Source organism: Pseudomonas sp. JDS28PS106 (assembly GCF_036706555.1).
Taxonomy (GTDB): domain Bacteria; phylum Pseudomonadota; class Gammaproteobacteria; order Pseudomonadales; family Pseudomonadaceae; genus Aquipseudomonas.
Window position 1 is genome coordinate 68,305 of sequence record NZ_JBAJGT010000017.1, and the last position, 26,964, is coordinate 95,268.

Consider the following 26,964-nt stretch of genomic DNA (forward strand, 5'->3'; position numbering starts at 1 on the left):
CCTTATGAATCGCAGGAATCTCCTGAAAGCGTCGATGGCGTTGGCGGCTTATAGCAGCGTGCCAGCCTCGGGGCTTTTCGCTGCGCGCGCGCTTGCCGCGGCAGCCGACGGCGAAATCGAGCATTTCGACTTCGCGGCGTTGCAGGCTCATGCCAAGCAAATGGCCGGCAAAGGCTACGTCAGTACCAAACAGGTGTTGCCGCCGGTGCTGGCGGACATGACCCCGCAGCAGTTCAACGCTATCCGCTATGACCCGAACCATTCGCTCTGGAAAGAAGTTCGGGGCCAACTGGACGTGCACTTCTTCCATGTCGGCATGGGTTTCAAGACGCCCGTACGCATGTACAGCGTGGATGCCAAGACCAAGCAGGCGCGGGAGGTCCACTTCCGCCACGACCTGTTCAATTACGAGAACAGCGGCATCGACAAGAACCTGGTCAAAGGTGACCTGGGTTTTGCCGGTTTCAAACTGTTCAAGGCGCCTGAAATCGCCATTCACGACATCGTTTCATTTCTGGGTGCCAGCTATTTCCGCGCCGTCGATGGCAGCAAGCAGTACGGCCTGTCCGCGCGCGGCCTGGCAATCGACAGCTACGCCAAGCGCCAGGAAGAGTTTCCTGACTTCACCAAGTTCTGGTTCGAGACGCCGGACAAGAACGCCACCCGGTTCGTGGTGTACGCGCTGCTCGACTCGCCAAGCGCGACCGGTGCCTACCGCTTCGATATCGATTGCCAGGCCAATCAGGTGGTCATGGAAATCGATGCCCACGTGAACGCACGGACCGACATCGAACAACTGGGCCTCTCGCCGATGACCAGCATGTTCAGTTGTGGCACCCACGAACGCCACATGTGCGACACCATTCATCCGCAGATTCATGACTCCGACCGCCTGTCCATGTGGAACGGCAATGGCGAATGGATCTGCCGCCCGCTGAACAACCCGAAGAAACCACAGTTCAGCGCGTTTGCGGACAAGGACCCGAAAGGCTTCGGTCTGGTCCAGAGCGACCATGAGTTTTCCAGCTATCAAGACACCGTCGTCTGGTACAGCCGCCGTCCAAGCCTGTGGGTAGAACCGACCACGCCTTGGGGCGAAGGCGCGGTAAGCCTGCTGGAACTGCCGACGACCGGCGAGACGATGGACAACATCGTGGTGTTCTGGACACCCAAGAAGCCGGTCAAGGCTGGCGACTCGCTCAATTACGGCTACAAGCTGTTCTGGAGCGCGCTGCCGCCGGTGAGCACGCCGTTGGCGCAGATCCATGCCACGCGTTCAGGCATGGGCGGCTTCCTCGAGGGCTGGGCACCGGGCGAACATTATCCCAAGACCTGGGCTCGCCGCTTCGCGGTCGATTTCCACGGCGGCGGCCTGGACCGCCTGCCCGAAGGCGTCGGCATCGAACCGGTGGTCACGGTATCGCACGGCAAGGTTCAGGACTTCAACATCCTGGAACTGCCGGACATCAAAGGTTATCGCGTGACCTTCGACTGGATACCTACCAGCGACTCAGTGGACCCGGTGGAAATGCGTATGTTCATCCGTTCCTCGCGGGAGCGGACCTTGAGCGAAACCTGGATGTACCAGTATTTCCCGCCTGCTCCGGACAAACGCAAGTATCCATGATCGACACCGCGTAGCCCGCGTGTGAGGACGCGGTGGTCAGCGCCACCGCGTCACTTAACGCCCGCCAAGCGTGGTCTGTTTTGCGCCACGCCCGGCTGACCAATCGCCTTGCGCAATTAATTCTGTCGAATTAATTGACAGGCTCGCCATCAGCGGCTGATATATCCCCTGTCACGCCGTTGCGAGCATTCGCTCCAGACCTCTCTCCCTATCCTGGCTCCCCTGAATCGACCCCTTCCGCGCGGTCGATGGGCGGTAGCTTTGTCCGTTCGTTCCCTGACGCTATTCAGAAGGCAGACATCATGGAGTTGAATCCTGCGCACAGTGGTGGCGAGAAATCGTCGATCATGTCTTTCGACACCTCAACCGCGGCGGTATGGGTTGCCATCGGCCTGCTGCTGGTCGAAACCTTTTCCGGCGCCTTGCGTTTCTATTTCGATAAAGCCGGCGTAGGCCCACTGCTCTACTTGCCCAAGGTGGGTTGTGTGCTGCTGTTTCTTCTAGAGCTGCGCGCCTACAAGGCCGGGCGGCTGTTCTGGGTGTTCATGGTGGTATGGCTGTTGTCGGGGCTGCTGGCCATGCTTCATGGCGCCAGCCTTTCCAATCTGGCGTTCAGTCTGTTCGCGTTGAGCCCCCTGCTCTTCGGTCTGGTGTGCAGTCAGCATCTGCTGCATCGCAAGAAGGCACTGTGCTGGGCCATGGGGTTCTGTCTGGCTGCTTCCCTCATCGGTGTCGCGCTGGACAAGTACAGCTACGTGCCCTGGAAGGGCTACAGCTATCAGGTCGGTGACACCGAACTGAGCGCCAACACGGCCTGGAGCGCTGACGAGCAGGATCGGATCGCCGGCTTCGCTCGCGTGTCCAACGTGCTGTCGATCCTCATCGCGCTGTATACGATCTACCTGCTGACGTTCATACGATCGACACTGCTGCGACTCGCCCTGAGCGCCGTGGCCATGTACGGCATCGTACTGACCACCAGCAAGGCGCCAGCCGCCGCCTTCGCCTTGACCATGGGCCTGCTGTTCATTCAGCGTATGACCTGGACCTGCCGGATCCTGTGTGTAGTGGTCGTAGGTATCGGGCTGGTGCTGCCGACGCTGGGTCTGATGTACGACTTCGATATGCGGACCGTCAGCAGTGGAGGCAGCTCGCTGGCCTCGCTGTATGACCGCTTGAACAACACCTGGCCACGGCTGGTGGAGGCCATGAATACCAACGGCTGGGGACTCACGGGTGCGGGCTTCGGCATGGTCGGCAGCACCATGGCGATTTTCCCGGTTCCCGGCGGCGAGATTCTGCTCGGGGCGGACAGCAGCGCCATGTACCTCTGGGCCATGTTCGGCGTACTGGGCATTTTGCTGTACATGCTGCAAATCCCCATGCTGTTTCGTCTGAGCAATGATGCCTCACGCATGGGCCGCATGCTGCTGGCGAGCGGTTTCTGCTGGTGCCTGATCAGCTGGACCACCGATATGTTCGAAGTCGCGGTCGCCAACCTCTTCATCGGCATGGCGGCCGGCTACGCGCTGACGGGGAGTCGGGTCGAAGATCCCTCAGGCGTCCGGCCCCGACCGGTCAAGCTGAACCCCCTCTCCGCTCCAGCTGCCTACTGAGGGGCTTGCCATGAAGCTGCGCATGCGCAACGTGCTGAGCCTGATCATGACCGGCAGCCTGCTGTGCGGTTCGGCCATGGCCGCCGACTCGCCCTTCATCCTGGGTATCTCCACCCACTTGATGAATTACGAACGTTCGGCAAAGAAACCCCTGATGCTGGCTGCCGATGCCGGATTCAACGCTCTCAAGGACGACGTGTTCTGGTCAACTGCCGAGCCGCAGCGCAACCGGCTGCGCATCATGCCGCAGTGGCGCAGCTATCTGGAGACGGCCAGCACCCTGAACATGAGCCGGCTGGCGATTCTCGGTTACGGCACGCCGTACCACAAAGGCGCCAAACCGCGGACCCCGGAAGTCACCAAGGACTGGCTGCGGTACGTCGATTACGTCAGCCGCCAGCTGGGCAACCGGGTCAACTACTACGAGATCTGGAACGAGTGGGATCTCGAAGCGCCGAAAGATCGGCAGTTGAGTCTGGACTACGCGAAGCTGGTGCAGGAAACCGCACCGCTGCTGCGCAAGAACACCCAAAGCCTGGCGGGCACACCCGCGAAAATTCTGGCGGGCGCAGTGACCCCCGACGGAATGCGCTTCGGCTTTGCCGACAGCCTGATCGAAAGCGGCGCGCTGGATCTGGTGGACGGCTTGTCCGTGCATCCTTACGCGCACTGCGCGGCCAACGACGGCAATACGCCGGAAGCCTGGGTCCGCTGGATGAGCGATTACGAGCACCACATTCGTACCAAGGCTGGACGCGATGTGCCGCTGTATCTCACGGAAATGGCCTGGCCGAGCCACCAGGGGCCTTGCGGCAAGAGCGAGGTGACGCAGGCGGTCTACATGGCGCGAATCTTCTTTCTCGCCCGCACCGTGCCCAATGTCAAAGGCATGTGGTGGTACGACCTGTACAACGACGGGCCTGACCGCCATGACCAGGAGCACAACTTCGGTATGCTCCATGAAGACCTTTCACCCAAGCCGGCCTACACCATGATGCGGGCCATCGCTCCGATCGTTCGCGATTTCACCTACGAACCACAGGCGAGCGTTCTGAGCGACAACCTCTACCAGCTCCATTTCCATAAGGGATCGGAACGCGTGCTGGTGGCCTGGGCGATCGGCAAGCCCCGAGAAGAACGCATCGTCACCTCACTGGCGATGAGCGGTCCGGTGCGGCTGACCGATACCGTCAAGGCCGAACAGGGCCTGGTCGAGAGCGATCGGCAATGGCGCTGCGAGAACGATCAATGCTCGGCCTCGATGACGCTGACCAACTTTCCCAAGATCATCCGGCTGAGTCCTTAGGTCGATGCTCTTCGCAAGGCCCGCCTCATCCCGCCATACCCTGTCCTTCCCTCTCACTGGGGCACGCTCATGGATTTTCGAAAAGATATCAATGGACTGCGAGCCATCGCAGTTATCGCGGTGCTGGTCTACCACTTTCAACCGGCCTGGCTGCCCGGCGGTTTCGCCGGCGTGGACGTGTTCTTCGTGATCTCAGGGTTCCTGATCACCGGCATCATCATGCGCGGCATGCGAGCCGGGACCTTTACCCTGTCGGGTTTCTACAGATCCCGGGCAAAACGGATCATTCCGGCTCTGGCGGTGCTGTGCCTGGTTCTGCTGGTGGCGGGCTGGTTTTTCATGCTGCCGCTGGATTACAGCGCGCTGGGCACGCATGTGGCGAGCAGCCTGGGCTTCGTGTCCAACTTCGTCTACTGGAGCGAGGCGGGTTACTTCACTGCCAATGCTCATGAAAAGTGGCTGCTCCACACCTGGTCGCTGTCGGTGGAATGGCAGTTCTACCTGCTGTATCCCGTGGCGCTGCTGATTCTGGTGCGCTTTGTCTCATTGGCCAATCTACGCTGGTGGGTGTTGGGCGGCTGCCTGGCAGGCTTCGGGCTTTGTGTGTTCGCTTCTCACATGTGGCCTGAACCTTCGTTCTATCTGCTGCCGACCCGCGCCTGGGAACTGCTGCTCGGCGGCGTCGCGTGTCTGTTTCCCGTGACGTTGCGTCCCCTGGCACAGCGGCTGCTGGAAGGAGCCGGTCTGGCGCTGATCCTGGCCGGTTTTGTGCTGCTGACAGCACAGGACGTCTGGCCGGGCTATCTGGTCCTGCTTCCAGTGCTGGGCACATACGCCGTCATCGTCGCCGCGCGCCAGGACTCCGTGTTCACCGATACCCAGCTCTCGCAGGCCACGGGCACCCTGTCGTACTCGCTGTATCTGTGGCACTGGCCGGTCGTCGTGCTGATGAACTATGCCGGCTGGCTGGGTGAGACTTCCTACGTTCTGCTGGGCATCCTGACGGCGTTTGCGCTGGCGGCGGCCTCTTATCGATTGGTGGAGAAACCCACCGGCCAGATCGGCCAGCAAGGCTGGGCGTTTCGTACGGCTGGCGCCCTGATCGCTCTAGTATTCGTCGGCGGGGCCGCAGTGACCGCAAGCGGTGGCGCGGTCACAGATGTCCGGACCATCAGCGTGTCGGATAAAGCGCGATTTATTCAGGACTATGTAGAGCGCCAGCAGAATCTGTATGAGCCCTACTGGCTCAAGTGCGACGCCTTTTCCGCGATCAATGTGCGAGGCCAGTCGGGCATCGATCCGTCCTGCATCGCCAGTCGCGGCGAAGGTGGCGTATTCCTGTGGGGCGATTCCCATGCTCAAGCGTTGTCGCTGGGGCTGCGGACCTTGCTGGCGCGCGATGTTCCCTTCTATCAGGTGGCCTCGGCCAGTTGCCGCCCAAGTCTGCTACCCGAGCGTGGCCGGATGACAGCCATTCGGGAAGCCTGCACCTATTCCAACCGCACTGCGCTGAAAAGCATCGAGGCGTTGCGGCCGGACATCGTGGTCATCGCGCAGAAGGATGGCCACGACAAAACCCACTGGAGCGACATCGCCGCCCGGCTCAAGAGTTATGGCGTTAAACACATCGTACTGATAGGACCGCTGCCGCAGTGGAATCCGTCGCTGCCCAGCGTCATTGCCAACCGACACTGGGACGTGCAGGACTCCTACATCAGCGACCCGGCACTGGACCGAAGCATTCTGGCCGTGGATCAAGCCACCCGTCAGCTGGTCAACCCGGCGGACGTGCAATTCGTCTCGTTGATCGACAAGCTGTGCGAAGGCGACGCCTGTCTAGTACGGCTACAGGACAGCCAGGCATTGTTGCAGATCGACTCAGGCCACTTGAGCGCAGAAGGCTCAGTGTTCATCGTCAAGAATTATGTGCTGCCGCAGTTGATCAACTGAAAAACACGCCAGCCGCATGACGGGGACACGCCGGAACCGGCATGCCCCCGTTCGACCTACACGCGGAAATGGCTGACCATGGTCTGCAACTGACCGCCCAGGCGGGCCAGTTCGACGCTCGACGCAGCGGTTTCCTCGCTCGCCTCGGCGGTCTGCTCCGAGACATCCCGCACGCTCATGATGCTACGGCTGATTTCGTCAGCCACGGAACTCTGCTGTTCGGCAGCCGCCGCGATCTGCTGGTTCATCGCCTGGATATTGGAAACGGTCTGGGTGATGGTTTCCAGCGAAGCGCCCGCCTTGCGAGTCAGGCTCACGCTGCTGTCCGTCAGGCTGCGACTGCTGAGCATGATGTCCGATACCTGACGTGTGCCGTTCTGCAGGCCGGCCACCAGACTCTCGATCTCCTCCGTCGACTGCTGAGTGCGTTGCGCCAAGCCGCGAACTTCATCGGCCACCACCGCAAATCCACGCCCCGCCTCCCCCGCCCGCGCCGCTTCGATTGCGGCGTTGAGCGCCAGCAGGTTGGTCTGCTCGGCGACCGCCTTGATCACATCCATGACCTTGCCGATCTTGTCGCTTTCCTGTTCGAGCACTGACATGGCATCGGACGAGCGCATGACCTCCGCGGCCAGCTTCTCGATCTGCGCCACGGCCTCGCCCACCACCTGATCACCTTCACGAGCCTCCTTGTCAGCGGTGGACGCCGCGGAAGAAGCCTGCTCGGCGTTGCGCGCCACTTCGTGCACGGTGGCCGACATTTCCTGCATCGCGGTGGCGACCTGATCGGTTTCGACCTTCTGGCTGTTCACGCCCGCGCTGGTCTGCTCGGTGACCGCTGACAATTGTTCGGCCGCGCTGGCGATCTGCGTGACGCCGTCGCGAATACCGGAGATCAGATCACGCAGCGTGGCGCCCATGCGCTGGATGCCTTGCTGCAACATGCCCATCTCATCGCGGCGAGTCACGGTCATGCTGTGAGTCAGATCGCCCGCGGCAATCCGGTCGACGGCTTCCAGTGTCTCTTGCAGCGGCTGGGTAATCTGGCGGGTGATGATGATGGCCGCGAACACGCCCAGCAGCAGCGCGATCAGAGCACCGGTCAGCTGCATGGTGCGAGCCTGAGAGGTGTCGTCCTTGGCGAGCGACATTTGCAGGCCATACAGCTCCTGGCCCAGGCTGAAAATGGCGTCGCCTTCGACGACCATTTCCTGACGTGCCACGTTGATATCGGCATCGGCCGCCTTGAACGCTTCTACCGAACCACGGTACTCGCGCAGTGCGGTTTCCAGCTGCGCAACCTTGTCGGCATCGGCGCCACTGAAAACGGGCTTGAGGCGGTCGACTCCATTGATCGAGGTTTCCAGCTGCTTGAAAGCCAGCTGTTCAGTGCGGGCAGTGGGGTTGCCCGTGTAGCCGCGAACTTCATAGCGAACCAGTTGAACATCCATTTTGGCGCTGGCCATCAGTTGCAACTGGTCAGAACGGGCGGGGTCGTAGGGGTCGCGGTTGGTCACAGTGTCGCTGAGCGAAGCGATCAGGCCGAACGCCTTGCCGGCATTCACGCCCATTTCCGCGCGGACCTTGGCGCTGGTCTGGTAGGCGGAGCGCATCTTGTTGAGGGAAACCTGGTATTGCCCGGTAACTTCGGCCAGTTGGTTCAAGGGCTTGAGATTGACCGGGTTGGTCAGTGTCTTGAGGAGTTGCTGCTGGTAAGCCGCGAAGGCTTCGAGATGGGTCTGAACGTTCTGGGCGGCGGTTTCGTCGCCGTTGCTGAGCATGTACTGCATGCGAGCCATGCGCAGTACAGTCAGCTTGTTGCTCAATTCGGTGATGTCGCTGGTGCGTTCGGTTCGAGTGATCAGTTTGTCGAGGCTAAGCCAACTGACAAGCGCCAGGAGCGCCGTGAAAACCAGAACCGCGCCGAATCCCAGCGCCAGCTTCATCTTCACGCTGACATTCGCAAATCTGCTGTGCATACAATCTCCTTGATGTGCGTTGGTGCGCACGAAAACGCTGAGGAAATTGTTGTTATTGCCAGCAGACCTGCGCGCTAGAGCTATCGGCAGGAAAACCCGAAAACTTGACCAAAAAATCCAAATCAGTTCTCAAGATCCGGTCGGCGGGGGCTGCAGAGGATGTACGGGCGGCGCTGAAGGACATATCTGATGCAAGAAGCGCCGCGATAAGACGGCGCTTCCGTACCTGGCCATCAGGCCATCGTCCACTCGACGTTCGACAGCCCCAGCTTTTCGGCCTGGGGTTTGCTCAGCTTCGGAACCTTGTCCGAGCGATATTTGGGAATAGCGCCAAAACCGGCATCGACCGTTGCCCAGTGCCAGGCTTCCTGGTTGTCCATGGCGCCTGCCCGGATGTAAAAGGTCTTGTAGTTGCCGTGAAGCAAATAGTCGATCCGGTAGTGTTTCTCATCAGGCATGACTTGATCCTCCTTATACACACGCAAAACAGATCGTAATGCGTCGAGAAGATTCCAACCTTTTTTCAACTTTCAAACAGCAATATCAAATAGCCAGCTATTTAAGGTTCTTTCTCCCTGGTATACGCATCCTTTAGTTCATAGGTTTTTTCAATGAAAGTCGGGGCAAGCCCGTTTCGCTTGATATCCCGTTTTCAGCTCGCAAGCCCGCAAAGGGCGTATCTAGACGCTCCAGTAGCGACGAAAAATAAAATCTATGGAACCAGACTTTTCCTACCGTTTGTCCTGTTTTGCTGCGTTTTTTCGCAACATCGCCGGCTGGCTCATTTCTTAACCTGTGACCGCGTTGAATTAAGCTCATGCAAATGAGTAAACGCTTCCGAAGAAATAAGCCTGAGGAAACGACAATGTTTATTCATAACAAGCGTCTGCAGTACACCGTCCGTGTCGCCGAGCCCAACCCGGGCCTGGCCAACCTGCTCCTCGAACAATTTGGCGGAGCACAGGGCGAACTCGCCGCTGCCGCTCGCTACTTCACCCAGGGTCTGAGCGAAGATGATCCAGGTCGTAAGGACCTGCTGATGGACATCGCTACCGAAGAGCTGAGCCACCTGGAAATTGTAGGTTCCATCATCGTGATGCTCAACAAAGGCGCCAAAGGTCAGCTGGCCGAGGGCGTTCAGGAAGAAGGTGAGCTGTATCGCGCGATCAACGGCGACGGTAACGACTCGCACATCACCAGCCTTCTCTATGGCGCAGGCGCGCCGTTGATCAATTCGGCTGGCGTGCCATGGACCGCTGCCTATGTCGACACCATCGGTGAGCCTACCGCAGACTTCCGCTCCAACATTGCCGCCGAAGCACGCGCCAAGATCGTGTACGAACGTTTGATGAACGTCACCACTGACCCAGGCGTGAAAGATGCGCTGGGCTTCCTGATGACGCGTGAGATCGCTCACCAGATGTCGTTCGAGAAAGCACTGCATTCCATTCAGCCGAACTTCCCGCAAGGCAAGCTGCCCGGCATGCCGGAGTTCACCAACAAGTACTTCAGCATGTCCGGCGAGCCGAATGTCCGTGGCCCGTGGAACCAGGGTCCGGAGTGGGAATACGTGGAAACGCCAGAACCTGCTGTCGACGGCGGTGATGGGTCGGCTTCAGTGACCCTGAACGCCCAGGACGCCGAAGTCCTGGAAGCCATGAAACTGCGCACCATGTCCGATCCGACTGCCAAACCTGTAACCGGCGCCGATCTGGGCTCCGGCCTGGTCCAGGGCAAGGACAAGTAACTTGAGTCCTTGATGCAATGACCTTCGTGAACATGGATGGAGACTGCATCATGAAAAAGTTACGTTCCGCAGTTGCTGTACCCCCTGGCCGCGCCTCGCGCGCGGACAGGCGGGACCAGGCATTCCTGTCAGGCCTGCAGGCCTTCGAGATCGATGCACTGAACGCCTGCAGAGGTTTTCAGGTTTCGATGGCGGTGAATGTCTTTGGTGTAGGAACCCTGCTGGAGAACGAGTTGCCCAGACCATAAACGTCAGCCCTCGATCCAGGCACCGCCCGATGAACAGCGTTACTCAGGTTCATCGGGCCTCAAATGGCCCATTCTTGAATGGGCCATTTTTATTAGGCATCAAGAATCACTGCAACTTGCCATTCTGAGCTCGCAAGTGCCTTGTTGAACCATTCAGGACAACTATTCAAAAGAGTTGCCTCTTCGGTATTTGCCAGCCATTTGGATTGAATGGATGCATCAGAACTTCGCACTGCGCACCAGTACGTCCACTGATCCCGGCACTACTTGAAGCGTCGGATCTAATCTGGCTGAATGCTGACTCACCCCAACTAATCCAGTATGTCCAAAACAGCTCCGGGCTAACTGGAATACTTCATCAGGACCCGTGATTGCTCTCGACTACAGAGATTCGTCAGATCATTGAATCAGGGTTCGCGCCGCTTGCATGCAGATGCGAACTGACCAGCAACGATGCACTTACAGTCAAAATCCACGAAGTGGATACAGGAAGGGTTGAGCTATTCGTAACGGGGATTGCCCTGGCCGATCTACAGACGAGCCGTCAGGTTATGAGAATGATCGCGGAATTACGCACGGAGCTGGCGCTTGCCCGACTTGCCAATGAGCAGCGCGTTCAAGCAGGCCAGAGTTGAAACCTGAACGGGGCGGCCCGGATTTTTCCAGCCACCCCGAACGGATATAACCAGCAGAGATCAGTTCTTGGCTGCTTCGCCGCCATGAGCTGCGGCCAGCTTCTTGGCGTGCTCCAGGTGTTCTTTCAGCTTTGGCAGCGTATCGGTTGCGAACTTCTTGAGGTCGGCGTCTTTGCCATCCTTGATTTCTTCTTCAAACAACTCGATGGTCTGCTCGTGAGCAACAACCTGGTTGTTGGCGTAAGCCTGATCGAAGGACTTGGCACCACGCAGTTCCAGGATCATTGCCTTGGCCTTGTCCAGCAGCATGGCATCGTCAGAAATCTCGAGTTTCTTGGTCTGGGCAAGAGTCTTGAGCTTCTGGTTGGCTTCGGTGTGATCTTTGATCATCTGCTGAGCGAAGGTCTTGACGTCCGCGGAAGTACCTTTTTCCTGCGCCAGCTTGCCTGCTTCGATTTCGGCAACCCCCTTGGCGGAAGCGTCTTCGACGAAATCTTCCGAATCAGCCATCGCCGCCTGGCAGCCTAGCGAAAGCACAACAGCAAGAGCGCTCATACGAAATTTATTGGTCATCTTGATCATTCCTTTTCTTGGGCTGGGGTGGGCCGTCGGCCAGCGACGGCACAAAATCTGTGACTGACACGCTGAAGTGACGTTCATCTTTTTTTGCATTCATGGTGATCAGACGGCCATACGCCGGATGAGTGGAACGCCTGCGCGCCGCCTCAAGTCAATCGACAGACACCAGGCTGCGTTGCGCGGCCTCTCCAACCGATGCGAGGCGCAGGCTCTATTTATCCGGCCGCTTCGCCATGCATGACAAGGTTCGATCATGAAGACCATCGAAGAAGTTGTGGGCTATCTACAGGATCAGGAATTGCTGCTGGCCACCGCCGAATCCTGTACGGCCGGTGAAATCGTCACGTTGCTGGCAACGGTGCCGGGCAGCGGCTCGTTCATCGAATGCGGCTACGTGGTGTATTCACCCGAAGCCAAACAGCGCCTGCTGGCGGTCAGCCCACAGACCATCGAGCAGTTCAATCTCACCAGCGTCGAGGTCGCCCGGGAAATGGTGCTCGGCGCCTTGCACGACAGTCCGGCAACCGTGGCTGTCGCCACGACAGGTCTCTGCGGACCGGACGACATGGACGGCATTCCCGCCGGCACCGTCTGTTTTGCCTGGGGTTTCATTCGTGATGAAAAACCGGTCGTATTCACCCGCAAACACCGTTTTTCAGGAAGCAGAGAAGAGGTTCAGCATCAGGCGGCCATGCATGCGCTGACCCATATCGCGCATTTTCATAAACGTGTATTGAACGGCGAGCATCCTTGAACGAAATGATGAGTTGCCGCCCATCGGTCAAGGAACGGATCCGGTGAATTTTCCGACATCAGCGGCACTCAGTTGAAAGAGAACAACAGACGGGCATCGCGTGTTCTTTTCTTGCGCGATCTTCAAACTGCCAAGGAATGATTTCTATGACGTCTCTTCAGCTGATGACAAGCCGTGTTGTCGTCAACCCAGCCGTGGTCGAGGACACCAGTGCGAAAGCGCTCTATCAGGCATGGATGAGCGAAACCGTGTCGGAAGACAAGTCTGAAACCGCTGCATTTCTCAACCACTGCCTGAGCCTGGCGGACAGAGAGCCTTGTGACCTTCCGGCCAACGCTCAGGAACTCGAACAGTGGATGGAACGAGGCGTTACCGAGGTCGCCGAGCAATATGCGCTCTACCTTGAACAGCGTCGTACCGGCCAGCCCCGTCGTTTCTTTCGTAACAAAGCCCATGCGTTGTACTTCATCCAGCAAGTTGCGCCGACCAAGCTGGTCGACGGTGCCTGGCTATACGGCCTGCTGCCGCATTGGGGCGATTACCGTTTTCATGGGCTGATCCGCACCTACCTCGAAGAGCTGGGAGATGGTGAGCAGGCGCTCAATCATGTGTCCTTGTACCGCAAACTGATCGCGGATCTCGACTGCGACACAACTGCTCCCCTGCCCGATGAACTCTATACCCAGGGCGCCATTCAGCTCGCGCTTGGCCACCTGGGCGAGCAATACCTGCCCGAAGTGATCGGCTACAACCTGGGCTACGAACAACTGCCGCTGCATCTGCTCATCACGTCGTTCGAGCTGAACGAACTGGGCATCGACCCGTATTACTTCACGCTGCATGTGACCATCGACAACGCAAGCACCGGCCATGCCCGCAAGGCGGCGCAGAGCGTGATGGGACTGCTGCCGGTCGGCGAGGAACGCGAGGAGTTTTATCGCCGTGTCATCCGTGGCTACAAGCTCAACGAGCTGGGTGTCGGGTCCTCCGCCGTCATCAAATCGTTCGACATGGAGCAGGAGATGATCTCCATGCTCGAACGCAAGCGCACCTTCGGCCAGCACATGCATTCGGACTACTGCCGTCTGGACGGCAAGACTGTCAACGAATGGCTCGCCAAACCCGACCAGATCGCTGAGTTCCTTGCCGTGCTGGAAAACCGTGGCTGGATCAAACGTAACCAGGACCCGCAGGAAAGCCGGTTCTGGCAGTTGATCGAAGGCGCTGGCGCACCGATGTTCGGCGTCTTCAACGGGTATGAGAAACAGCTCGTACACGACTGGATCGCCGGAGAGTCGATTTCCGACGGCAGTGCGCCGATGCCGACCGGCAAGCGCTTGCCTGAAGCCTTCCGCTCTCGTTTCCGTACGACCTCCGGCACCAACCAGATGCCCTCGGTGCCGGTCGAAGAAATCGATCCGGATGTTCACGAGCTGGACGAGAAGCTACGCTGCGCCGCGCCTGGCGAAAAAATGCTGATGCTGATTCAGAGCATGTCGCCGGCGCGGCATTCCAGCCAGGCGGGCTTGCACGCTACTCGCCTGTTCGTCGACGCGATGTGCGAGCGAATGGTGGGTGCAACCGCATGAGCGCATCCCGACAGCTGTGCCCGGAAGTGCTCTCCAACGCCAACCTGCCGGACCCGGCGGCATTGATCGAACTGGCGGACCGCCTGAACAGTGAACACTACTATTTCATCACCCCGACGCCCGTGACCCACCAGAGAGTCAATCAGCGCCCCGGCAGTCAGACTGCCAAATCACTGCGTGACGTATTCGGCTGGAGCCGGATCATGCCCGCTGATTTACTGCCCGCCAGCGAGTCCGAAGCACTGCTGGAGGCCGGCATTCTCGAAAGCCATCTTGATGGCTTCAAAAGTCGGGTTCGGTGGTCGAGCCTGGATGGGTTACTACTGACTCACTCGGCCTTCCCTACCACCGATGAAGATTCTGTCTTCTTCGGGCCTGACACCTACCGCTTTGCCCATTCGATCAATCTCCATCTGCAGACCACGACCCATCCGATATTGCGGGCTGTGGATATCGGCTGCGGAAGCGGCGCAGGCGCCCTGTTGGTTGCACGCGCCCGGCCCGAGGCGGAAGTCTTCGCTGTGGATATTAATCCCAAGGCCTTGCACTTTGCCCAAGTGAACAGTCGCGTAGCGGGTGTGGATAACCTGGAATGTCGCTACAGCAACATTCTCGGCGGTGTGGAAGGCGCTTTCGATCTGATCGTCGCCAACCCTCCGTACATGAAGGATTCGCGTCGTCGAGCCTATCGCCATGGCGGCGATGCATTGGGCGCCGATCTCTCGGTCAAGATCGTGCGTGAATCGATGCACCGGCTGGCCCCCGGCGGATCGGTGGTGCTCTACACCGGTGTCGCCATGGTGGGAGAACACGACCCGTTCTTCGATGCCGTGGAAGAGGATATCGAGCAGCGGGGCTTTAGCTGGACGTACCGGGAACTTGATCCTGATGTGTTCGGCGAAGAGCTCGCAGAGCCGGGGTATGAAGAAGTTGACCGCATTGCAGCGGTCGAGCTGATCGTGACTCGGCAGGCGGAGGCGTGACGGATTTGGCTGGTAAGTTTTCTTGACCGAAAACTTGCCAGCCATTCCCCTTCATTCAAATTCCAGCTTGAATTTAGAGAATTAAAGCTGTCGCAGAAGGCCCTCGTTTTTCGCGGCTTCCAGCTCGTTTGCGAAATCTCGCAAAACTGTCGCAACCTCTCAAAGAGCCGGTCACGCCGAACGCTCTAGAGAATTAAAATTGTCGCCGCCATGAGCGGCGCGGCCTCCCACCCTATCAAGAGTGTCACTCGGGGTAAGGGGAATCCCGGACTGACGGCTGACCTTCCTTGCCCTGTGAATGACCAGACGCGGTTCTATTCAACACTCCGAGGCCAAGCATCCGGCGATGGCACAAAGCCTTGCACCCAACGCTTGAACGCATTGTACTGGTGACACATACAGTTTCGTGTACGCGTTTCATCTTCTCTTGGCTCAAACCAGATTGGAGCAATGATGCCAACAACCGATTTCATGGACTTCAAGACCTTAGCGGACCGTCCAGGTAAATTTTAACACTGCCCTCGATCTATTGCTTAAGATAGAAAATTCCAGCCACGGGAAGTGGCCGTATAAGCTCTCTCTAAGTGAAGCAAGCTGCCGGCATGAAAAGCTTGGTAAGCAATGTGGTAAACCTGACCAGGAAGGTTACATCGTTGGTTGTAGGGATGATTCAGTGGTTATGATCGTTGATTGCTGTTCCCACAAGTATTTAACCTGACTGCATGTCGATGCATGATAATACCTCTTCACTTAACACATATTACACTAGGCAAAAAATGAACATTAACTCGATCTGGTCATCCAAACTTACCAAATACGTGATAGAAAACTCCGATTCACAAATACACACAGGACGTTTCAATCTACTCATAGGCCCCAATAACAGCGGCAAAAGCCGGCTGTTACGCACACTATTTACAAGCAACCAATCAGAAATGCAGATTGCCTTTGGTACTGATCTTGAAGAGGCGCTCCAAGGGGCTAGCGCGATCAAAAGCTTTATGATAGCCAGACCTAGAATTAGCAATTTTAATTCTGAAGCATTTATAAAATTGTCACAGGGCATGAGTTATGCTATTTCAGAAATCAAACTTCTTTCAGATTCTTTTTTAAAGGTACTTGCAGAGGCAAGAAGGCATACGTACTCATTATCGGGTGGAGGAGATGACGTTGCGGCCTTTCAAAGTTTCCAACAGATGTTTTCCATTCCTGGAAGCCACGAAACAGACGCCGACACAATTGCTGAAATACTCTCCAACCTGAATCAATCCCTTTCACTTAAGCATCATTACGTTCCAATCTTGAGAGGAATGCGCCCTTTAGACCCAGAGAATGACGCATTTCGAAATCGCACCATCAAAGATTATTTCCCTGATGCGAAAACCTCAGGCGCGCCTAATATTATAACTGGATTTGATCTCTATCAGTTATTAGTACGGTTCTTATTGGGCCATCCTGGAGACCGGGAACGAATCAGAGCGTATGAAAAAATTCTAGGTCACGAATTTTTTGGAGGCGCGGAGATCACTCTTATTCCCGAATACGGCAAGGATACTGTATCAGTCAAAATTGGGGATGACGACCAATTTCCAATATATGATCTAGGTGACGGGCTGCAACAGGTCATTATAATTACCTCCTCCGCATTTCTTGAGCGAGAAAATTCGATTTTCTTCATCGAAGAGCCTGAAGCGTGCCTACACCCAGGCCTCTTGAGAAAGCTCGCGCTTTTCTTGTTGAACCATACGAACCATTATTATTTTGCAACGACGCACTCCAACCATCTGCTTGATCTGGCAGAAATAGACACACGTGTGGTCATACAAAAGGTCACAAAAATAGGAAACAGATCAAAGGCGACATATCGTGTGCAGGAGAGCACTAGGGATAGAGAACTGTTGGCAGAGCTCGGTATCACGGCGTCATCAGTGTATCTAGCCAACTCGACTATCTGGGTAGAAGGTATCACCGATAGGTTGTACCTTGCGGTGTTTCTGAAAAAATACATCGAAACACGCAGTGACCTTAGAAGAAAATCTGAGCTTGAAGGACTGCTGGAGAACTTTCACTACGCCTTTGTGGAATATCAGGGCGGCACCTTGGGGCACTGGTCATTCGATGAAGATGATGATTTGGGGTATCTAAGCGCTTCCAACATCTGTTCCTCCGCTTTCGTAATCGCGGATGGGGACATCGCGGGAAAAGGTGATCGTGCCACCATTCTCGAAGCTCAGCTTGGCATGCGCCTACACATCCTAAAGTGCAAAGAAATTGAAAATCTTCTGCCGCGTAACGTAATACTCGATGCGGCGAAGGCCATTTACTCGCGCAAGCATAAGGGCACAGTTTCCGGGTTATCAGCCGATAATCTCGACAAGCTTACCGATAAGATAGAAGACTCCGCGAATGGCATAGGTTACCTCCTGGACAAAGCCCTTGGTCTCAAAGGAAGAGGCAAGCAGGAGCGTCGCGTGTTTGCCGACCAGAGCGGCACCATCAACGACAAGGTCAAATTCTGTCTAGAAGCCATTGAAGTCATGAACCGATCACCGTGGGATCTTACGCCGCCATTGACGGACTTATGCAACAAGGTTTTCGACCATATTCTCGCCGTGAATCATCAATAAGGTGATTCACTAAAAAGCTCATCGCACTCGGAGACTCTTCATAGGCATCGACTCCTTCGAGTGTCAACCCACGCTGCGTGGCAAGACCTCGATGATGCGATCGCTCAAGCGTAGAGATCTGGAGAGCCTTTACACCGCTGCGGGTGAACCTGAGATTTGGGCGGGTCACCCTGCCAAGGACAGATGCCAGCGAGAGACATTTGAACCCTATTTGCCTCTCTCTTGGCCTTTGAAACTGCGCTCATTGTCATAGACTGTTATCGCCATCGCAGGATTGACCTAGTTACCGAAATTTCACTAACCCAGGCTCCTGCCTTGTGAACCATTACCGGTGTTATGGCTAGCATCAAGCCCTCGGCCACGATGGAAAAGCAGCAAACAGGGAGCCTGTCCTCGCCAAAGGCTGATTTCAGGATTTGCTCGGGGCGATCATGGACTGTCGAGCCCTTAGCCTGGCAGATCCCTCTGACCACTACAAAGCACGGCTGACACAGTTGCTGACAATGACGAGGTAAAAGTGGAGTAGGCGGTAGGCTTGCATTAATTTGAAATACGTTAAAGAGTGCAGGTGTACGCCGTTCGGTCGGTTTCAAGGAAGGAATAGATATCTTGTCGCAAATCGTTCCCACGATGTCAGCTCAAGCCTTTGCCACCGCGTTGGCACTTAGGCCTAACCTGGTGGCCTGGTTTCTAGGCGCCGGAGCCTCAGCAGCTTCAGGAATACCAACGGGTTATTCCATGATCCGCGATTTCAAAGCGCAGATCTTTTGTCGCGAGAACAATCTCTCCAAAAGAGAAATTGATAACGGTGACCAAGTCTGGATTGACCGAATTGATGATTTCTTTCGGCGGACCTCGCTCCTTCCTCCCGATGGTGATCCAACGGAGTATGCCGCTGCATTTGAGGCCGTTTACCCTCAACCAAGACATCGACGGCAATACATCGACGATGCGATTTCCAAAGGTACCCCCTGTTTTGGACACAAGGTACTCGGAAGCTTGATCGCAGCAGGAAAAGCAGACTGTATCTTCACCACGAATTTTGATCCACTGATTGAGGAGTCTGCCCAAGCCGCAAACGCTTTGCTACCGGCCTCATTCCAAAACCGGCCGACAGTCGCTGCCATCGACTCAGCCGAGCGCGCCATGCGGTGCTTGACTGAATCGGACTGGCCATTAGTGGCGAAGCTGCACGGCGACTACCAGTCCGTTTCCATCAAAAATACTGGCCCAGAACTAGAGGTCCAAGATCAACACATGAGACATGTACTGGTCGAGGCAAGTAAAAGATTCGGGATGGTATTCATCGGCTACAGCGGGCGGGACGCGTCGGTGATGGAAGCCTTGGGCTCGGTTTTGAGGGAGACGGCGCCTTTCCCAAATGGGCTGTACTGGATAACAAGCTCAAGCTCTCGACTGTTGCCGGCCGTCTCTGAGTTTCTGGAAAATGCTCATCACGCGGGCGTCGATGTCTCAGTGGTCGAGTGCAAAACATTTGATGAATTGGCGGGGGATGTGATGAAACACATCGATCTGCCACAACCGCTCATGGATCACATCATGAGGGGCCGCCCCGTACCCCGGCTCGTTCCTGTCAATCCGCCGGATAACGAAGCCAGACGCTTCCCCATCCTTCGCTATTCTGCTCTTTTGGTGGAGTCGCTCCCCTCCACTGCGCGACGCATTACCCTGAAAAACGCGGCAACATCCCCTCAAATTAGAGAACTACTCAAAGAGCATAAATGCCGTGCGATCGTCGCAGCTCAAGGGCGGGAACTCGCGGTTTTTGGCCGCGATGCAGAACTGTTGAAGGCCCTAGCTCCACTGGGAGCGCAGCTCGCTGGCAATATGGAGCTCGATGCCACGAAAGACAGTTGGGCGCATGGTCTTCTGTACGATGCGCTGGTGAACGCGTTGTCGCGATACCGCCCACTTATCCCAAGATTCAAGAGATCTGGACATTCGTTAATTGTGGCAGCGCCTAAAGAAGGCGAAAGCCCGGACCGTACTGTGCAACGCACCGAGCAGCTTGCTCAGCTTCGAAAAGCTTACGAAGGCCCTTTAACAGGCAACGTACCCAAGCTGGGCTTCCCCTTTCATGAAGGTGTGCACCTGAAGCTGGAAAAAATCGAAACTCGCTGGTGGTGTGGCTTCGAACCATACACATTTGTGAACGTCCCGCGAAAAGGACAGCCTAGCCAGAGCGCAACGGAGGATTATCACGCAGAGGTCCGAGGGGGCGACCCTGTCGGAGACTGGCGACGGGAAAGATGGGCCCTTCGGTACAACAAACAATGGGCAGGAATCATCGACGCTTGGGCTTCACTTCTGACAGCCACTAAATCTGGAGAGCTGCCTGCTTTTGGCCTTGATGCCGGTAGTGGAGTAGATGCAATCTTCACAATATCCAAATTCACGGGCTGGAGCCGACCAGGCCATCACGACGCTTATTTCGATAGGACCAAATGATGCCGAGCTCTCCGCAAGCCTCAAGACTCCCGCCGTTCACGCTGCTAAGCGAACCGCTTCTAACTTTTTCACCCTCTGATCCTCAGCAGGTAGACGAGCATCCTCTGCGCGGGCTGCTGAACTACGGTCCATTTTCCAAAGGATCTTTTGGGGGCTACACCGCACAAGTTCGAATCGCGACGATAGGTCCTGAGGGGGCATTCAAGCAGCGTGGTGACCTGATGGCATCGTTACGCAACCCCCATCGTCCAACGGAGAGAACTGAATACGTACCGGCCTATCCAGGCTTTGAGGAGCTATTCCATGTTGCGCTGGTTTCAGCTCCCGCCAGTGCCCACATCAAATGGCCAGACTCACTCAGCCAGATGCCGGGATCTGGTGATCTTCAAGTCCGCCTTTTCCAAGCACTGGACGCAGCACTCCAGCGTCTGGCGTCGATCCGAAATGAGTTCGATGTTGCCTTGGTACACCTACCCGATTCATGGGCGCCAGCCACCCGTAATGAGCATTTCGATGCCCACGACGCACTCAAGGCTATAGGTGCTAAATACAATATTCCTACGCAGGTCCTGAACGACCGGACTTTTCATTTCGGCCATAAAGCCGCACTAGCGTGGCGTCTAGCGATAGCTCTCTACGTTAAAGCGGCAGGAACGCCGTGGAAGCTCTCGACGCTACCTGGCGTGCCTCGGGACACCGCGTACATTGGTCTCGCCTACGCGTTGCGAGGGGACCAGCGCAATGCACACTACGTCACCTGCTGTTCACAGGTCTTCGATATGGATGGCGGGGGTATGCAGTTCGTTGCCTTTGAGGCACGCGATCCGGTAAGCAACGTTGAAGAAGCACGACGCAATCCGTTTCTGAGTAGGGACGACATGCGAGCAGTTCTGGCACGAAGCCTGGAGCTTTATCAGGGACGTAATGGTGGGACACTGCCCAAAAGGTTGGTTATCCATAAAACCACGGCATTCAAGCAGGAGGAAATTGATGGGGCATTTGACGCCCTGTCGGGAGTAGAGGAAATCGAGTGCATAGAGATTGGTGCCGCCTCTTGCTGGAGAGGAGTCTGGCTGGTCGAAGACGGTCGGATTAGCAAAACACGACCCGCCAACTATCCCGTGCCACGAGGAACAGTGATTGCTCGCTCAGGTAACTCGGCTCTTGTCTGGGTCGCGGGTAATGCGCCTACGGTTTCCTCTAAGGGCGACTACTACCAAGGCAAAAAAAGTATTCCCAAGCCGCTGCTACTCACTCGACATGCCGGCAGTGGGCCACTAGAGCTCGTTGCACACGAGGCGCTGGCGCTGACAAAAATGGACTGGAACAACGACGCGCTCTATGACCCAGTGCCGGTGAGCATTCGATATTCTCAGACACTAGCTCGCACGATTGCCAGCGTCCCAGATCTTCCTGGACACGTTTATCCCTATAGGTTGTTTATGTAATCCCTACATCCCAGGCACGGTTGCAGAATCACTGCGGCAACGCGCTAGCCTGATGGCACAGATTCGTGGGGATGTCGGTAAATAAGCCCCCGGTGAACACCCTTACCGGATTCCCAGGATGAAGGGCGATCTTGTCCCTCTATAGTTCAGCGGACGCGATCACCCTTATAGCTAGGAATTCCATGCTCCAACGAATCTTACCCGAAGCCCTTCAAAGCCCAGGCGTGCAGGAGTACCTGTAAGCAGGTGCTATCGACTGCTGCTGACCACTGAGCCGCCCCCAGCCGGCGTTGCTGCCGGGACTGATCCATCTGTCTGCCCCAGACTTCTCTGTATCTAGGACGACACAAGCCCAGCACAGGCAATAGTTCGGGGGCAATCAGATTGGGTCAGCCCTCTTTAGGTCGCTGGAACGTGGAAATAAAGAATGAAGACTATAGCAACCGGCAACGACGCTACGTGCAGGATGATTTAAAACTGTCGCGGCTAACAGTGACGCGGCTTGGAGGAGTTTTTAACGCTGCTCTTGGGCTGATCGGGACTCCCAAGTCGCAAGTAGGAACATTGCCATGGAGCCAGCCAGGTTTACGGCCAGTTCGGCATGTCGGGGTGCTGCCTTCGCACCATTTTTACCCTTTCCGTGCGCATCGCTGAGGCGATTTCTCAATGAGCCCAGTCCCTCCACAACTGCAGTACAGCCTCCCAATATTTGCTTAAAAACTACCTCTTCATGCTGCGCCTTTGTCAGGTTGAGCAGCGAGGCTGTTTGCTTGTAGAGCTTGTTGAGATCAGGATTTGCTTCATGCTCGCTATCGCCCGCTTCTTCCAAGATATGCTTGCAGACGGACTCAAGAAGCGTCCGAGCCATGGTGATCGCTCCCTCAGGATCCGAAGCACGGCGTTCAATCGCTTTAGTCCATGCACCACGTACATGCTCGACGTCGAAGCGGTTCATCGCCTCAGACACCACCGCATCAGACGGATGCACATCGCCGGACTCTGCGTAATCAGCAAGTGCTCTGAACTCATTCCATATGAAGCTTCTACGTTCCGCGTACGACCCAAGTTTTGGCTTTATGAAGCCCCAGAACTGATCTAGGTTCCGGTGCCGTTTCACCCAAGCAGGAACAAGCGAAGCTGCACGTGGGTCGTCCAAAATTCTCTGACGGTAAAGTGGATAATCTCGCTCGTCGTCATTGTTACCGAGTCCGGTCGCGCGGTTTACGTAGATAGCCTGTAAAGCATCAACATCGTCGATCAGAGACACTGACGTCTTACCTCCAATGTAAGCCTATATTGGGACAGCGATTCCGGAAGCGCTCCCTCGTGCGTCGTTCTGGAGCGTATTATTGGAATCGCCGTTCTCTACAGCACAAAGATATCATCTGACTAGGCGCTTGGTGGCAACGCTCATGGGCCTAGCCATTGATTTCATCCTCCTCTGGCCTGATGCTTCCAGCTTTGCATCCGCACAGGGAGTCTCCATTGCTATCATGGATCAAGCAGCTGATTGGCCAACCAGCTTGCGACTACGAAGAACGTTTTGCCCAAGCCTTGAAGCGCAGCAAAAGCTGGGGCTTGGCGCCCTCAGGTTTCAGGCGCACCGACGAGCGCTTTGTCAGCGAGCACAACCTCCAAATCTTTCAGCAAGTGGCGGCAGCGCATCTATCCCATTTCCATGCTGAAGATGTTTCTCAGCAGTGCTTTGCCGTAACCGCAATGCTGAAAGCCCCATTAGAAGAAGCTCTGGGGGTGCCGCTCACGTTCACCCTAGGTTATGTCGAGTACAACGGGCACAATGTTTTCCATAGCGATACCCGTGATCTCAAGACGATGCTGAAAAAAGGCGTACCTTCCCTAGCTCTGAATCTGCATGCGTGGCTCACGCTGCCAAGCCATGAGGTAATTGATATGACATTTGGCACGACCTACGGCGTGGTCAATGAAGTGCCGGATGTCATTGGCCGCATGTGTTTCCTGCATCCGGATGACATGACCGCCGATATGCAGTATCACCCGCAGCTGATTGGGTGGGATTACCTGGAGCGGATCGGTGCTACGCACATCTTGCTGATGCCGTCTTGAGCCTCAATCACACCGAATGAGCCTGCTGATAATTGAAAGACGCTGGCTCTAACCAAACGATGATTCACGCTCCAGCACGCATGCGCTACTGTCTTGCGATCAGATTGAGCTGACTTCGTCATAGAACCGCTGGAACACAGGGTCTGTCGCCCGCAGCGCCCTCATGTCCAATGTCAAAAGCGCTTTGGAGTAGACCTCGAGGCGCGGATAGCGTCTCACCTGCTCCTTGGTGAAGCCCAGCCATTGTTCGATTCTGGATAGATAATGATGGGAGCCCAGTTGGTAGAGGTGATGATCTTATCCAACATCGACTGGGTGCCTTTTTAAACCATCAACCTGGCCGCCGCATCGCCCTCATAACCGTAATGGTTTCTCCCTGATATCAATTTTTCGACAAGCCGCCAATCGGCGCCCTTACCTGCTCCCGAACGCCTCCCAAGAGAAGTCGAGAAAACTGCGCAGCTTGGGCGTCAGACGTCGGTCGGGGGCGTAGAGGATGTGCATGGGGGTTGCTGGCACCATGTACTGCGGAAGCAGGCTGACCAGCGTGCCGTTTTGCAGTGCATCGCTGACCAGCTCCAGCGGCTGGAGCACGATGCCCAGTCCGGCAACAGCTGCGGCCACCAAAGGGTCACCCTGATTGATCGTCAATCGGCTTGTAATCGGCACGTCAATACGGCCTTCCGGGCCTTCGAAGCTCCAATGCGAACGCCCGTCGGAATAGGCAAAGCCCAGGCATTCGTGTTGTTGGAGGTCCCACGGGCTGGCGATTGTGGGGCGCCGGGCCAGGTAAGCGGGGGCGGCGCACAGAGCCAGCGGATAAGGCCGCAACGGCAGCGCCTTCAGGCCGTAATGGGTCAGTTCGCCGATACGAAACACGGCGTCATAGCCGTCGTCGACCACATCCACCAGCTCATTGGATAAGGTCAGGTCCACCGACACCTGGGGAAATCTAACCATGTATTCCAGCAGGCGCGACGCCAGCGTGTGCATCCCGAACGTCACAGGTGCATTGATCCGCAGGCGACCGCTGGGCACGCCTCGAGTGACTGCAGCCAGATTTTCCGCCGCCTGCATGTCAGCGAGGATCAACTTGGCGCGCTGATAGAACGCCCGGCCGAAGTCGGTGAGGCTTTGGCGTCGGGTCGTCCGGTTCAGCAGCGAAACGCCAAGGTGCTGCTCCAGCAACTTCACGTGTTTGCCGACCAATTGCGGGGACAGGTTGAGGTCGTCCGCGGCCGCGCTGAACGAGCCCAATTCGACGGTTCTGACAAAAGTAGCCATGTGGCTCAGGCGATCCATTATAAACACTGCGTTTCTAGTCTTGGGCCATTCTAGGCCTTTTTCTACCGGTGACCAGCGCCTAAGGTGGGCATCACGCTTTGAAGCGCCAGCGTTCAATCCACCTGCGCTTCGCGGCTTTTTCCTTTTCAGCCATATGGCTGAGCAAACCATGAGGTATCCAGATGGCCCGCATTGTCAGAATCCACGAGTACGGCGACGCCAGTGTGCTCAAACTTGAAGAGCTGGAAGTCCAGGCGCCCGCTGCCGATGAAGTCCAAATCAACGTAAAGGCCATCGGCCTGAACCGCGCTGAAGTGATGTACCGCAACCACGCCTACCTGCAGGAAGCCGAGTTTCCCAGCCGGTTGGGCTACGAAGCGTCGGGCGTGGTCACAGCGGTTGGCAGTGCGGTAAGCGAGATCGAGGTTGGCGACAAGGTCGGCCTGATCCCGCCGCTCGACATTGCACGCTGGGGCACTTACGGCGAGGTGACGAATGTGCCGGCTTACCTAGTGGTGAAAAATCCCGAGAACCTATCTTTTGAGCAAGCCGCTGCCTCCTGGATGCAGTACGTCACCGCGTGGGGCGCACTGGTCGATCAGGCAAAACTGGGCAAGGGTGACTTCGTTCTGGTCACGGCCGCGTCTAGCAGCGTGGGCCTGGCCGCGTTCCAGGTCGCCAGAATGGTCGGGGCGACCGCCATCGGCATTACGCGCTCTGCTAGTAAAAAGCAAGCGTTGCTGGACGCAGGTGCGGCTCACGTTATCGTCAGTGACGAGGAAGCTATTGTCGAGCAGGTGATGGCGTTGACCAACGGCCAAGGCGCACGTGTGGTATTCGACCCGGTAGGCGGGCCGGCGTTTGAGGCGCTTACCCAGAGCATGGCTCGCGGCGGCATCCTGCTGGAATATGGCGCGCTCAGCCCCGAACCTACGCCGTTTCCGCTGTTCACCGTATTGGGCAAGAGCCTCACGTTGAAGGGCTACCTGTACAACGAAATCGTCTCTGACCCACATGCCCTTGGACGTGCCAAAGCGTTCATTCTGGAAGGGCTGGAATCGGGAGCGCTGCGGCCGATCATTGCCCGCACATTCGCTCTAAGCGACATTCAGGACGCCCATCGTTTCCTGGAAGCCAACCAGCAGATCGGCAAGATCGTCGTCACGGTCTGACTGCCACTCACAGGCTGAACATTCAAATGTTCAGCCTATTTTATTACTAGCGATATGAAGAAAACAGCATCAGATCCGATGCCGCTCCAGCAGGAAATCCACAAACACCGAACCCGCGTCGGCATCGCCGCGCCGCCAACGAACACGGCGTGAATCGGCTCCCGGTCGCCGGGGTGCCAACCTTCCAGCAGCGGCACCAGATCGCCGCGCTGCAGATCTTCAATTACAGAGAACTCACCAATGCGCGCGACAGCCGCGCCTATGCGCGGTTGTGCCATCACCAGAGTGGTGGGTTTTGGGTGAGGCTCTGGGAGTGGTGGACGCTGTGAAGCAGCGGGTGTAGGAGTGACGGCTTTCGACCCAAAGCTGCCCTTCGCCATAGCTTCTCCGATGCCGGCACACCTACGCCAGTCGACTATTGACCACTGGAGTGGCATCCATCGACTGGAACGCAGAGCAGATGGGGCACACGAGTGGGAATATGATTCGCCAACATTATGGGACATGGATCAATGAGGACGGCCCCGACGTGATTGGAATGTTGCAGCTGGCGCTAGGACTTGAAGGAGATTGTAGCAGTAGGCCAAAAACGCCTCCATGAATCGACTAACCTAAGCGGGGCAGAGCTAGCTCATCGGATGAGATGAGGGAGCTCCGCCTCCAATTCGTCTTGAGTGCGATAATTGCGTAGAACCGATGAATTGCTGTAAAAAAGAGAAGGTATCAAAGGGATGCCAGACTGAACTGACCCCCAAAAGTTGGACATCCAGTTCGACCCAAGGGGACAACCATGACGAAGTACAATCCGGCGTTCAAGCTCAAGCTGGTCAAGCAGTGCTTGTCCAGCGACAGTCTCAATAGCGTGG

20 protein-coding genes and 3 pseudogenes are annotated in these 26,964 nt (G+C 56.6%); 16 read left to right on the forward strand and 7 right to left on the reverse strand.

Going from position 1 to position 26,964, the window contains the following annotated elements; all coding sequences use genetic code 11:
• Positions 1 to 4: 4 nt before the first annotated feature.
• The 4 genes from TRP66_RS21240 (at position 5) to TRP66_RS21255 (ending at position 6,499) form a co-directional block, all read left to right on the forward strand.
• Entirely contained in the window at positions 5 to 1,627 is a 1,623-nt protein-coding gene (locus tag TRP66_RS21240) for a glucan biosynthesis protein D (RefSeq protein WP_333406844.1), read from the forward strand.
• Positions 1,628 to 1,929: 302 nt separating this feature from the next.
• Positions 1,930 to 3,243: a hypothetical protein gene (locus TRP66_RS21245; RefSeq protein WP_333406846.1), complete on the forward strand. Its 1,314-nt coding sequence runs from the start codon at positions 1,930 to 1,932 to the stop codon at positions 3,241 to 3,243.
• 46 nt (positions 3,244 to 3,289) lie between these two features.
• Positions 3,290 to 4,549, forward strand: a complete 1,260-nt coding sequence (locus TRP66_RS21250) for a hypothetical protein (RefSeq protein WP_442965241.1) — start codon at positions 3,290 to 3,292, stop codon at positions 4,547 to 4,549.
• A gap of 69 nt (positions 4,550 to 4,618) precedes the next feature.
• Positions 4,619 to 6,499 carry an acyltransferase family protein gene (locus tag TRP66_RS21255; protein WP_333406848.1) on the forward strand — a complete coding sequence of 627 codons (1,881 nt, stop codon included), beginning with the start codon at positions 4,619 to 4,621 and terminating at the stop codon, positions 6,497 to 6,499.
• A gap of 56 nt (positions 6,500 to 6,555) precedes the next feature.
• Here TRP66_RS21255 and TRP66_RS23710 read toward each other — a convergent pair whose 3' ends face one another.
• The 3 genes and pseudogenes from TRP66_RS23710 to TRP66_RS21265 form a co-directional block, all read right to left on the reverse strand.
• Positions 6,556 to 7,473 carry a methyl-accepting chemotaxis protein gene (locus TRP66_RS23710; RefSeq protein ID WP_442965242.1) on the reverse strand — a complete coding sequence of 306 codons (918 nt, stop codon included), beginning with the start codon at positions 7,471 to 7,473 and terminating at the stop codon, positions 6,556 to 6,558.
• Positions 7,459 to 8,478 (reverse strand): annotated as a pseudogene (locus TRP66_RS23715) (methyl-accepting chemotaxis protein); the annotation flags it as partial. The pseudogene TRP66_RS23715 and the gene TRP66_RS23710, both read right to left, overlap by 15 nt.
• A 233-nt stretch (positions 8,479 to 8,711) precedes the next feature.
• Complete coding sequence (locus TRP66_RS21265) at positions 8,712 to 8,936, reverse strand: DUF6555 family protein (protein ID WP_333406852.1); 225 nt, start codon at positions 8,934 to 8,936, stop codon at positions 8,712 to 8,714.
• A gap of 407 nt (positions 8,937 to 9,343) precedes the next feature.
• Between TRP66_RS21265 and TRP66_RS21270 the strand changes: the two genes are divergently transcribed.
• The 3 genes from TRP66_RS21270 to TRP66_RS21280 all read left to right on the forward strand — a co-directional run bounded on the left by TRP66_RS21270 (position 9,344) and on the right by TRP66_RS21280 (position 11,108).
• On the forward strand, positions 9,344 to 10,225 hold the full coding sequence (locus TRP66_RS21270; RefSeq protein ID WP_333406854.1) for a manganese catalase family protein: 882 nt from the start codon (positions 9,344 to 9,346) through the stop codon (positions 10,223 to 10,225).
• A 50-nt stretch (positions 10,226 to 10,275) separates the two neighbouring features.
• Entirely contained in the window at positions 10,276 to 10,473 is a 198-nt protein-coding gene (locus TRP66_RS21275) for a hypothetical protein (protein ID WP_333406856.1), read from the forward strand.
• 371 nt (positions 10,474 to 10,844) lie between these two features.
• Positions 10,845 to 11,108 (forward strand): DUF1652 domain-containing protein, encoded by a 264-nt coding sequence (locus TRP66_RS21280; RefSeq protein WP_333406858.1) that lies wholly within the window; start codon positions 10,845 to 10,847, stop codon positions 11,106 to 11,108.
• A 60-nt stretch (positions 11,109 to 11,168) separates the two neighbouring features.
• On the opposite strand, the gene TRP66_RS21285 is transcribed toward TRP66_RS21280, so the two are convergent.
• The gene (locus tag TRP66_RS21285; protein WP_333406891.1) at positions 11,169 to 11,681 is read right to left on the reverse strand and encodes a DUF4142 domain-containing protein; all 513 of its coding nucleotides are present in this window, start codon (positions 11,679 to 11,681) and stop codon (positions 11,169 to 11,171) included.
• A 259-nt stretch (positions 11,682 to 11,940) separates the two neighbouring features.
• On the opposite strand from TRP66_RS21285, the gene TRP66_RS21290 reads away from it, so the two are divergent.
• The 6 genes from TRP66_RS21290 (at position 11,941) to TRP66_RS21315 (ending at position 21,557) form a co-directional block, all read left to right on the forward strand.
• Positions 11,941 to 12,441, forward strand: a complete 501-nt coding sequence (locus TRP66_RS21290) for a CinA family protein (protein WP_333406860.1) — start codon at positions 11,941 to 11,943, stop codon at positions 12,439 to 12,441.
• Between the two features lie 146 nt (positions 12,442 to 12,587).
• On the forward strand, positions 12,588 to 14,030 hold the full coding sequence (locus TRP66_RS21295; RefSeq protein WP_333406862.1) for an iron-containing redox enzyme family protein: 1,443 nt from the start codon (positions 12,588 to 12,590) through the stop codon (positions 14,028 to 14,030).
• The gene (locus TRP66_RS21300) at positions 14,027 to 15,013 is read left to right on the forward strand and encodes a class I SAM-dependent methyltransferase (RefSeq protein ID WP_333406864.1); all 987 of its coding nucleotides are present in this window, start codon (positions 14,027 to 14,029) and stop codon (positions 15,011 to 15,013) included. The genes TRP66_RS21295 and TRP66_RS21300 overlap by 4 nt, the downstream gene beginning before the upstream one ends.
• A gap of 776 nt (positions 15,014 to 15,789) precedes the next feature.
• On the forward strand, positions 15,790 to 17,640 hold the full coding sequence (locus TRP66_RS21305) for an AAA family ATPase (protein ID WP_333406866.1): 1,851 nt from the start codon (positions 15,790 to 15,792) through the stop codon (positions 17,638 to 17,640).
• A gap of 609 nt (positions 17,641 to 18,249) precedes the next feature.
• Positions 18,250 to 20,109, forward strand: coding sequence for an SIR2 family protein (locus tag TRP66_RS21310; protein ID WP_333406868.1), 1,860 nt, complete (start codon positions 18,250 to 18,252; stop codon positions 20,107 to 20,109).
• Positions 20,109 to 21,557, forward strand: coding sequence for an argonaute/piwi family protein (locus TRP66_RS21315; protein WP_333406871.1), 1,449 nt, complete (start codon positions 20,109 to 20,111; stop codon positions 21,555 to 21,557). Before TRP66_RS21310 ends, TRP66_RS21315 begins: the two co-directional genes overlap by 1 nt.
• A gap of 514 nt (positions 21,558 to 22,071) precedes the next feature.
• Here TRP66_RS21315 and TRP66_RS21320 read toward each other — a convergent pair.
• On the reverse strand, positions 22,072 to 22,824 hold the full coding sequence (locus TRP66_RS21320) for an abortive infection family protein (RefSeq protein ID WP_333406873.1): 753 nt from the start codon (positions 22,822 to 22,824) through the stop codon (positions 22,072 to 22,074).
• Positions 22,825 to 23,042: 218 nt separating this feature from the next.
• On the opposite strand from TRP66_RS21320, the gene TRP66_RS21325 reads away from it, so the two are divergent.
• On the forward strand, positions 23,043 to 23,642 hold the full coding sequence (locus TRP66_RS21325) for a hypothetical protein (RefSeq protein WP_333406875.1): 600 nt from the start codon (positions 23,043 to 23,045) through the stop codon (positions 23,640 to 23,642).
• A gap of 414 nt (positions 23,643 to 24,056) precedes the next feature.
• On the opposite strand, the gene TRP66_RS21330 is transcribed toward TRP66_RS21325, so the two are convergent.
• Positions 24,057 to 24,944 carry a LysR family transcriptional regulator gene (locus TRP66_RS21330; RefSeq protein ID WP_333406877.1) on the reverse strand — a complete coding sequence of 296 codons (888 nt, stop codon included), beginning with the start codon at positions 24,942 to 24,944 and terminating at the stop codon, positions 24,057 to 24,059.
• Between the two features lie 164 nt (positions 24,945 to 25,108).
• Between TRP66_RS21330 and TRP66_RS21335 the strand changes: the two genes are divergently transcribed.
• Positions 25,109 to 26,098 (forward strand): zinc-dependent alcohol dehydrogenase family protein, encoded by a 990-nt coding sequence (locus TRP66_RS21335; RefSeq protein WP_333406879.1) that lies wholly within the window; start codon positions 25,109 to 25,111, stop codon positions 26,096 to 26,098.
• A 69-nt stretch (positions 26,099 to 26,167) separates the two neighbouring features.
• On the opposite strand, the pseudogene TRP66_RS21340 reads toward TRP66_RS21335, so the two are convergent.
• Positions 26,168 to 26,364: pseudogene (locus tag TRP66_RS21340) on the reverse strand (LysR family transcriptional regulator); the annotation flags it as partial.
• A gap of 122 nt (positions 26,365 to 26,486) precedes the next feature.
• Between TRP66_RS21340 and TRP66_RS21345 the strand changes: the two are divergent.
• Positions 26,487 to 26,699, forward strand: a pseudogene (locus tag TRP66_RS21345) (hypothetical protein); the annotation flags it as partial.
• Positions 26,700 to 26,964 lie beyond the last annotated feature (265 nt).

What these genes read in the sequence shown, in the direction of transcription:
- TRP66_RS21285 (WP_333406891.1), bottom strand. Translation starts at nt 11,681, where the DNA reads ATGACCAATAAATTTCGTATGAGCGCTCTTGCTGTTGTGCTTTCGCTA.
- TRP66_RS21300 (WP_333406864.1), top strand. Translation starts at nt 14,027, where the DNA reads ATGAGCGCATCCCGACAGCTGTGCCCGGAAGTGCTCTCCAACGCCAAC.
- TRP66_RS21335 (WP_333406879.1), top strand. Translation starts at nt 25,109, where the DNA reads ATGGCCCGCATTGTCAGAATCCACGAGTACGGCGACGCCAGTGTGCTC.
- TRP66_RS21270 (WP_333406854.1), top strand. Translation starts at nt 9,344, where the DNA reads ATGTTTATTCATAACAAGCGTCTGCAGTACACCGTCCGTGTCGCCGAG.
- TRP66_RS21330 (WP_333406877.1), bottom strand. Translation starts at nt 24,944, where the DNA reads ATGGATCGCCTGAGCCACATGGCTACTTTTGTCAGAACCGTCGAATTG.
- TRP66_RS21265 (WP_333406852.1), bottom strand. Translation starts at nt 8,936, where the DNA reads ATGCCTGATGAGAAACACTACCGGATCGACTATTTGCTTCACGGCAAC.
- TRP66_RS21295 (WP_333406862.1), top strand. Translation starts at nt 12,588, where the DNA reads ATGACGTCTCTTCAGCTGATGACAAGCCGTGTTGTCGTCAACCCAGCC.
- TRP66_RS21290 (WP_333406860.1), top strand. Translation starts at nt 11,941, where the DNA reads ATGAAGACCATCGAAGAAGTTGTGGGCTATCTACAGGATCAGGAATTG.
- TRP66_RS21245 (WP_333406846.1), top strand. Translation starts at nt 1,930, where the DNA reads ATGGAGTTGAATCCTGCGCACAGTGGTGGCGAGAAATCGTCGATCATG.
- TRP66_RS21240 (WP_333406844.1), top strand. Translation starts at nt 5, where the DNA reads ATGAATCGCAGGAATCTCCTGAAAGCGTCGATGGCGTTGGCGGCTTAT.
- TRP66_RS21275 (WP_333406856.1), top strand. Translation starts at nt 10,276, where the DNA reads ATGAAAAAGTTACGTTCCGCAGTTGCTGTACCCCCTGGCCGCGCCTCG.
- TRP66_RS21305 (WP_333406866.1), top strand. Translation starts at nt 15,790, where the DNA reads ATGAACATTAACTCGATCTGGTCATCCAAACTTACCAAATACGTGATA.
- TRP66_RS21255 (WP_333406848.1), top strand. Translation starts at nt 4,619, where the DNA reads ATGGATTTTCGAAAAGATATCAATGGACTGCGAGCCATCGCAGTTATC.
- TRP66_RS21250 (WP_442965241.1), top strand. Translation starts at nt 3,290, where the DNA reads ATGACCGGCAGCCTGCTGTGCGGTTCGGCCATGGCCGCCGACTCGCCC.
- TRP66_RS23710 (WP_442965242.1), bottom strand. Translation starts at nt 7,473, where the DNA reads ATGACCGTGACTCGCCGCGATGAGATGGGCATGTTGCAGCAAGGCATC.
- TRP66_RS21315 (WP_333406871.1), top strand. Translation starts at nt 20,109, where the DNA reads ATGCCGAGCTCTCCGCAAGCCTCAAGACTCCCGCCGTTCACGCTGCTA.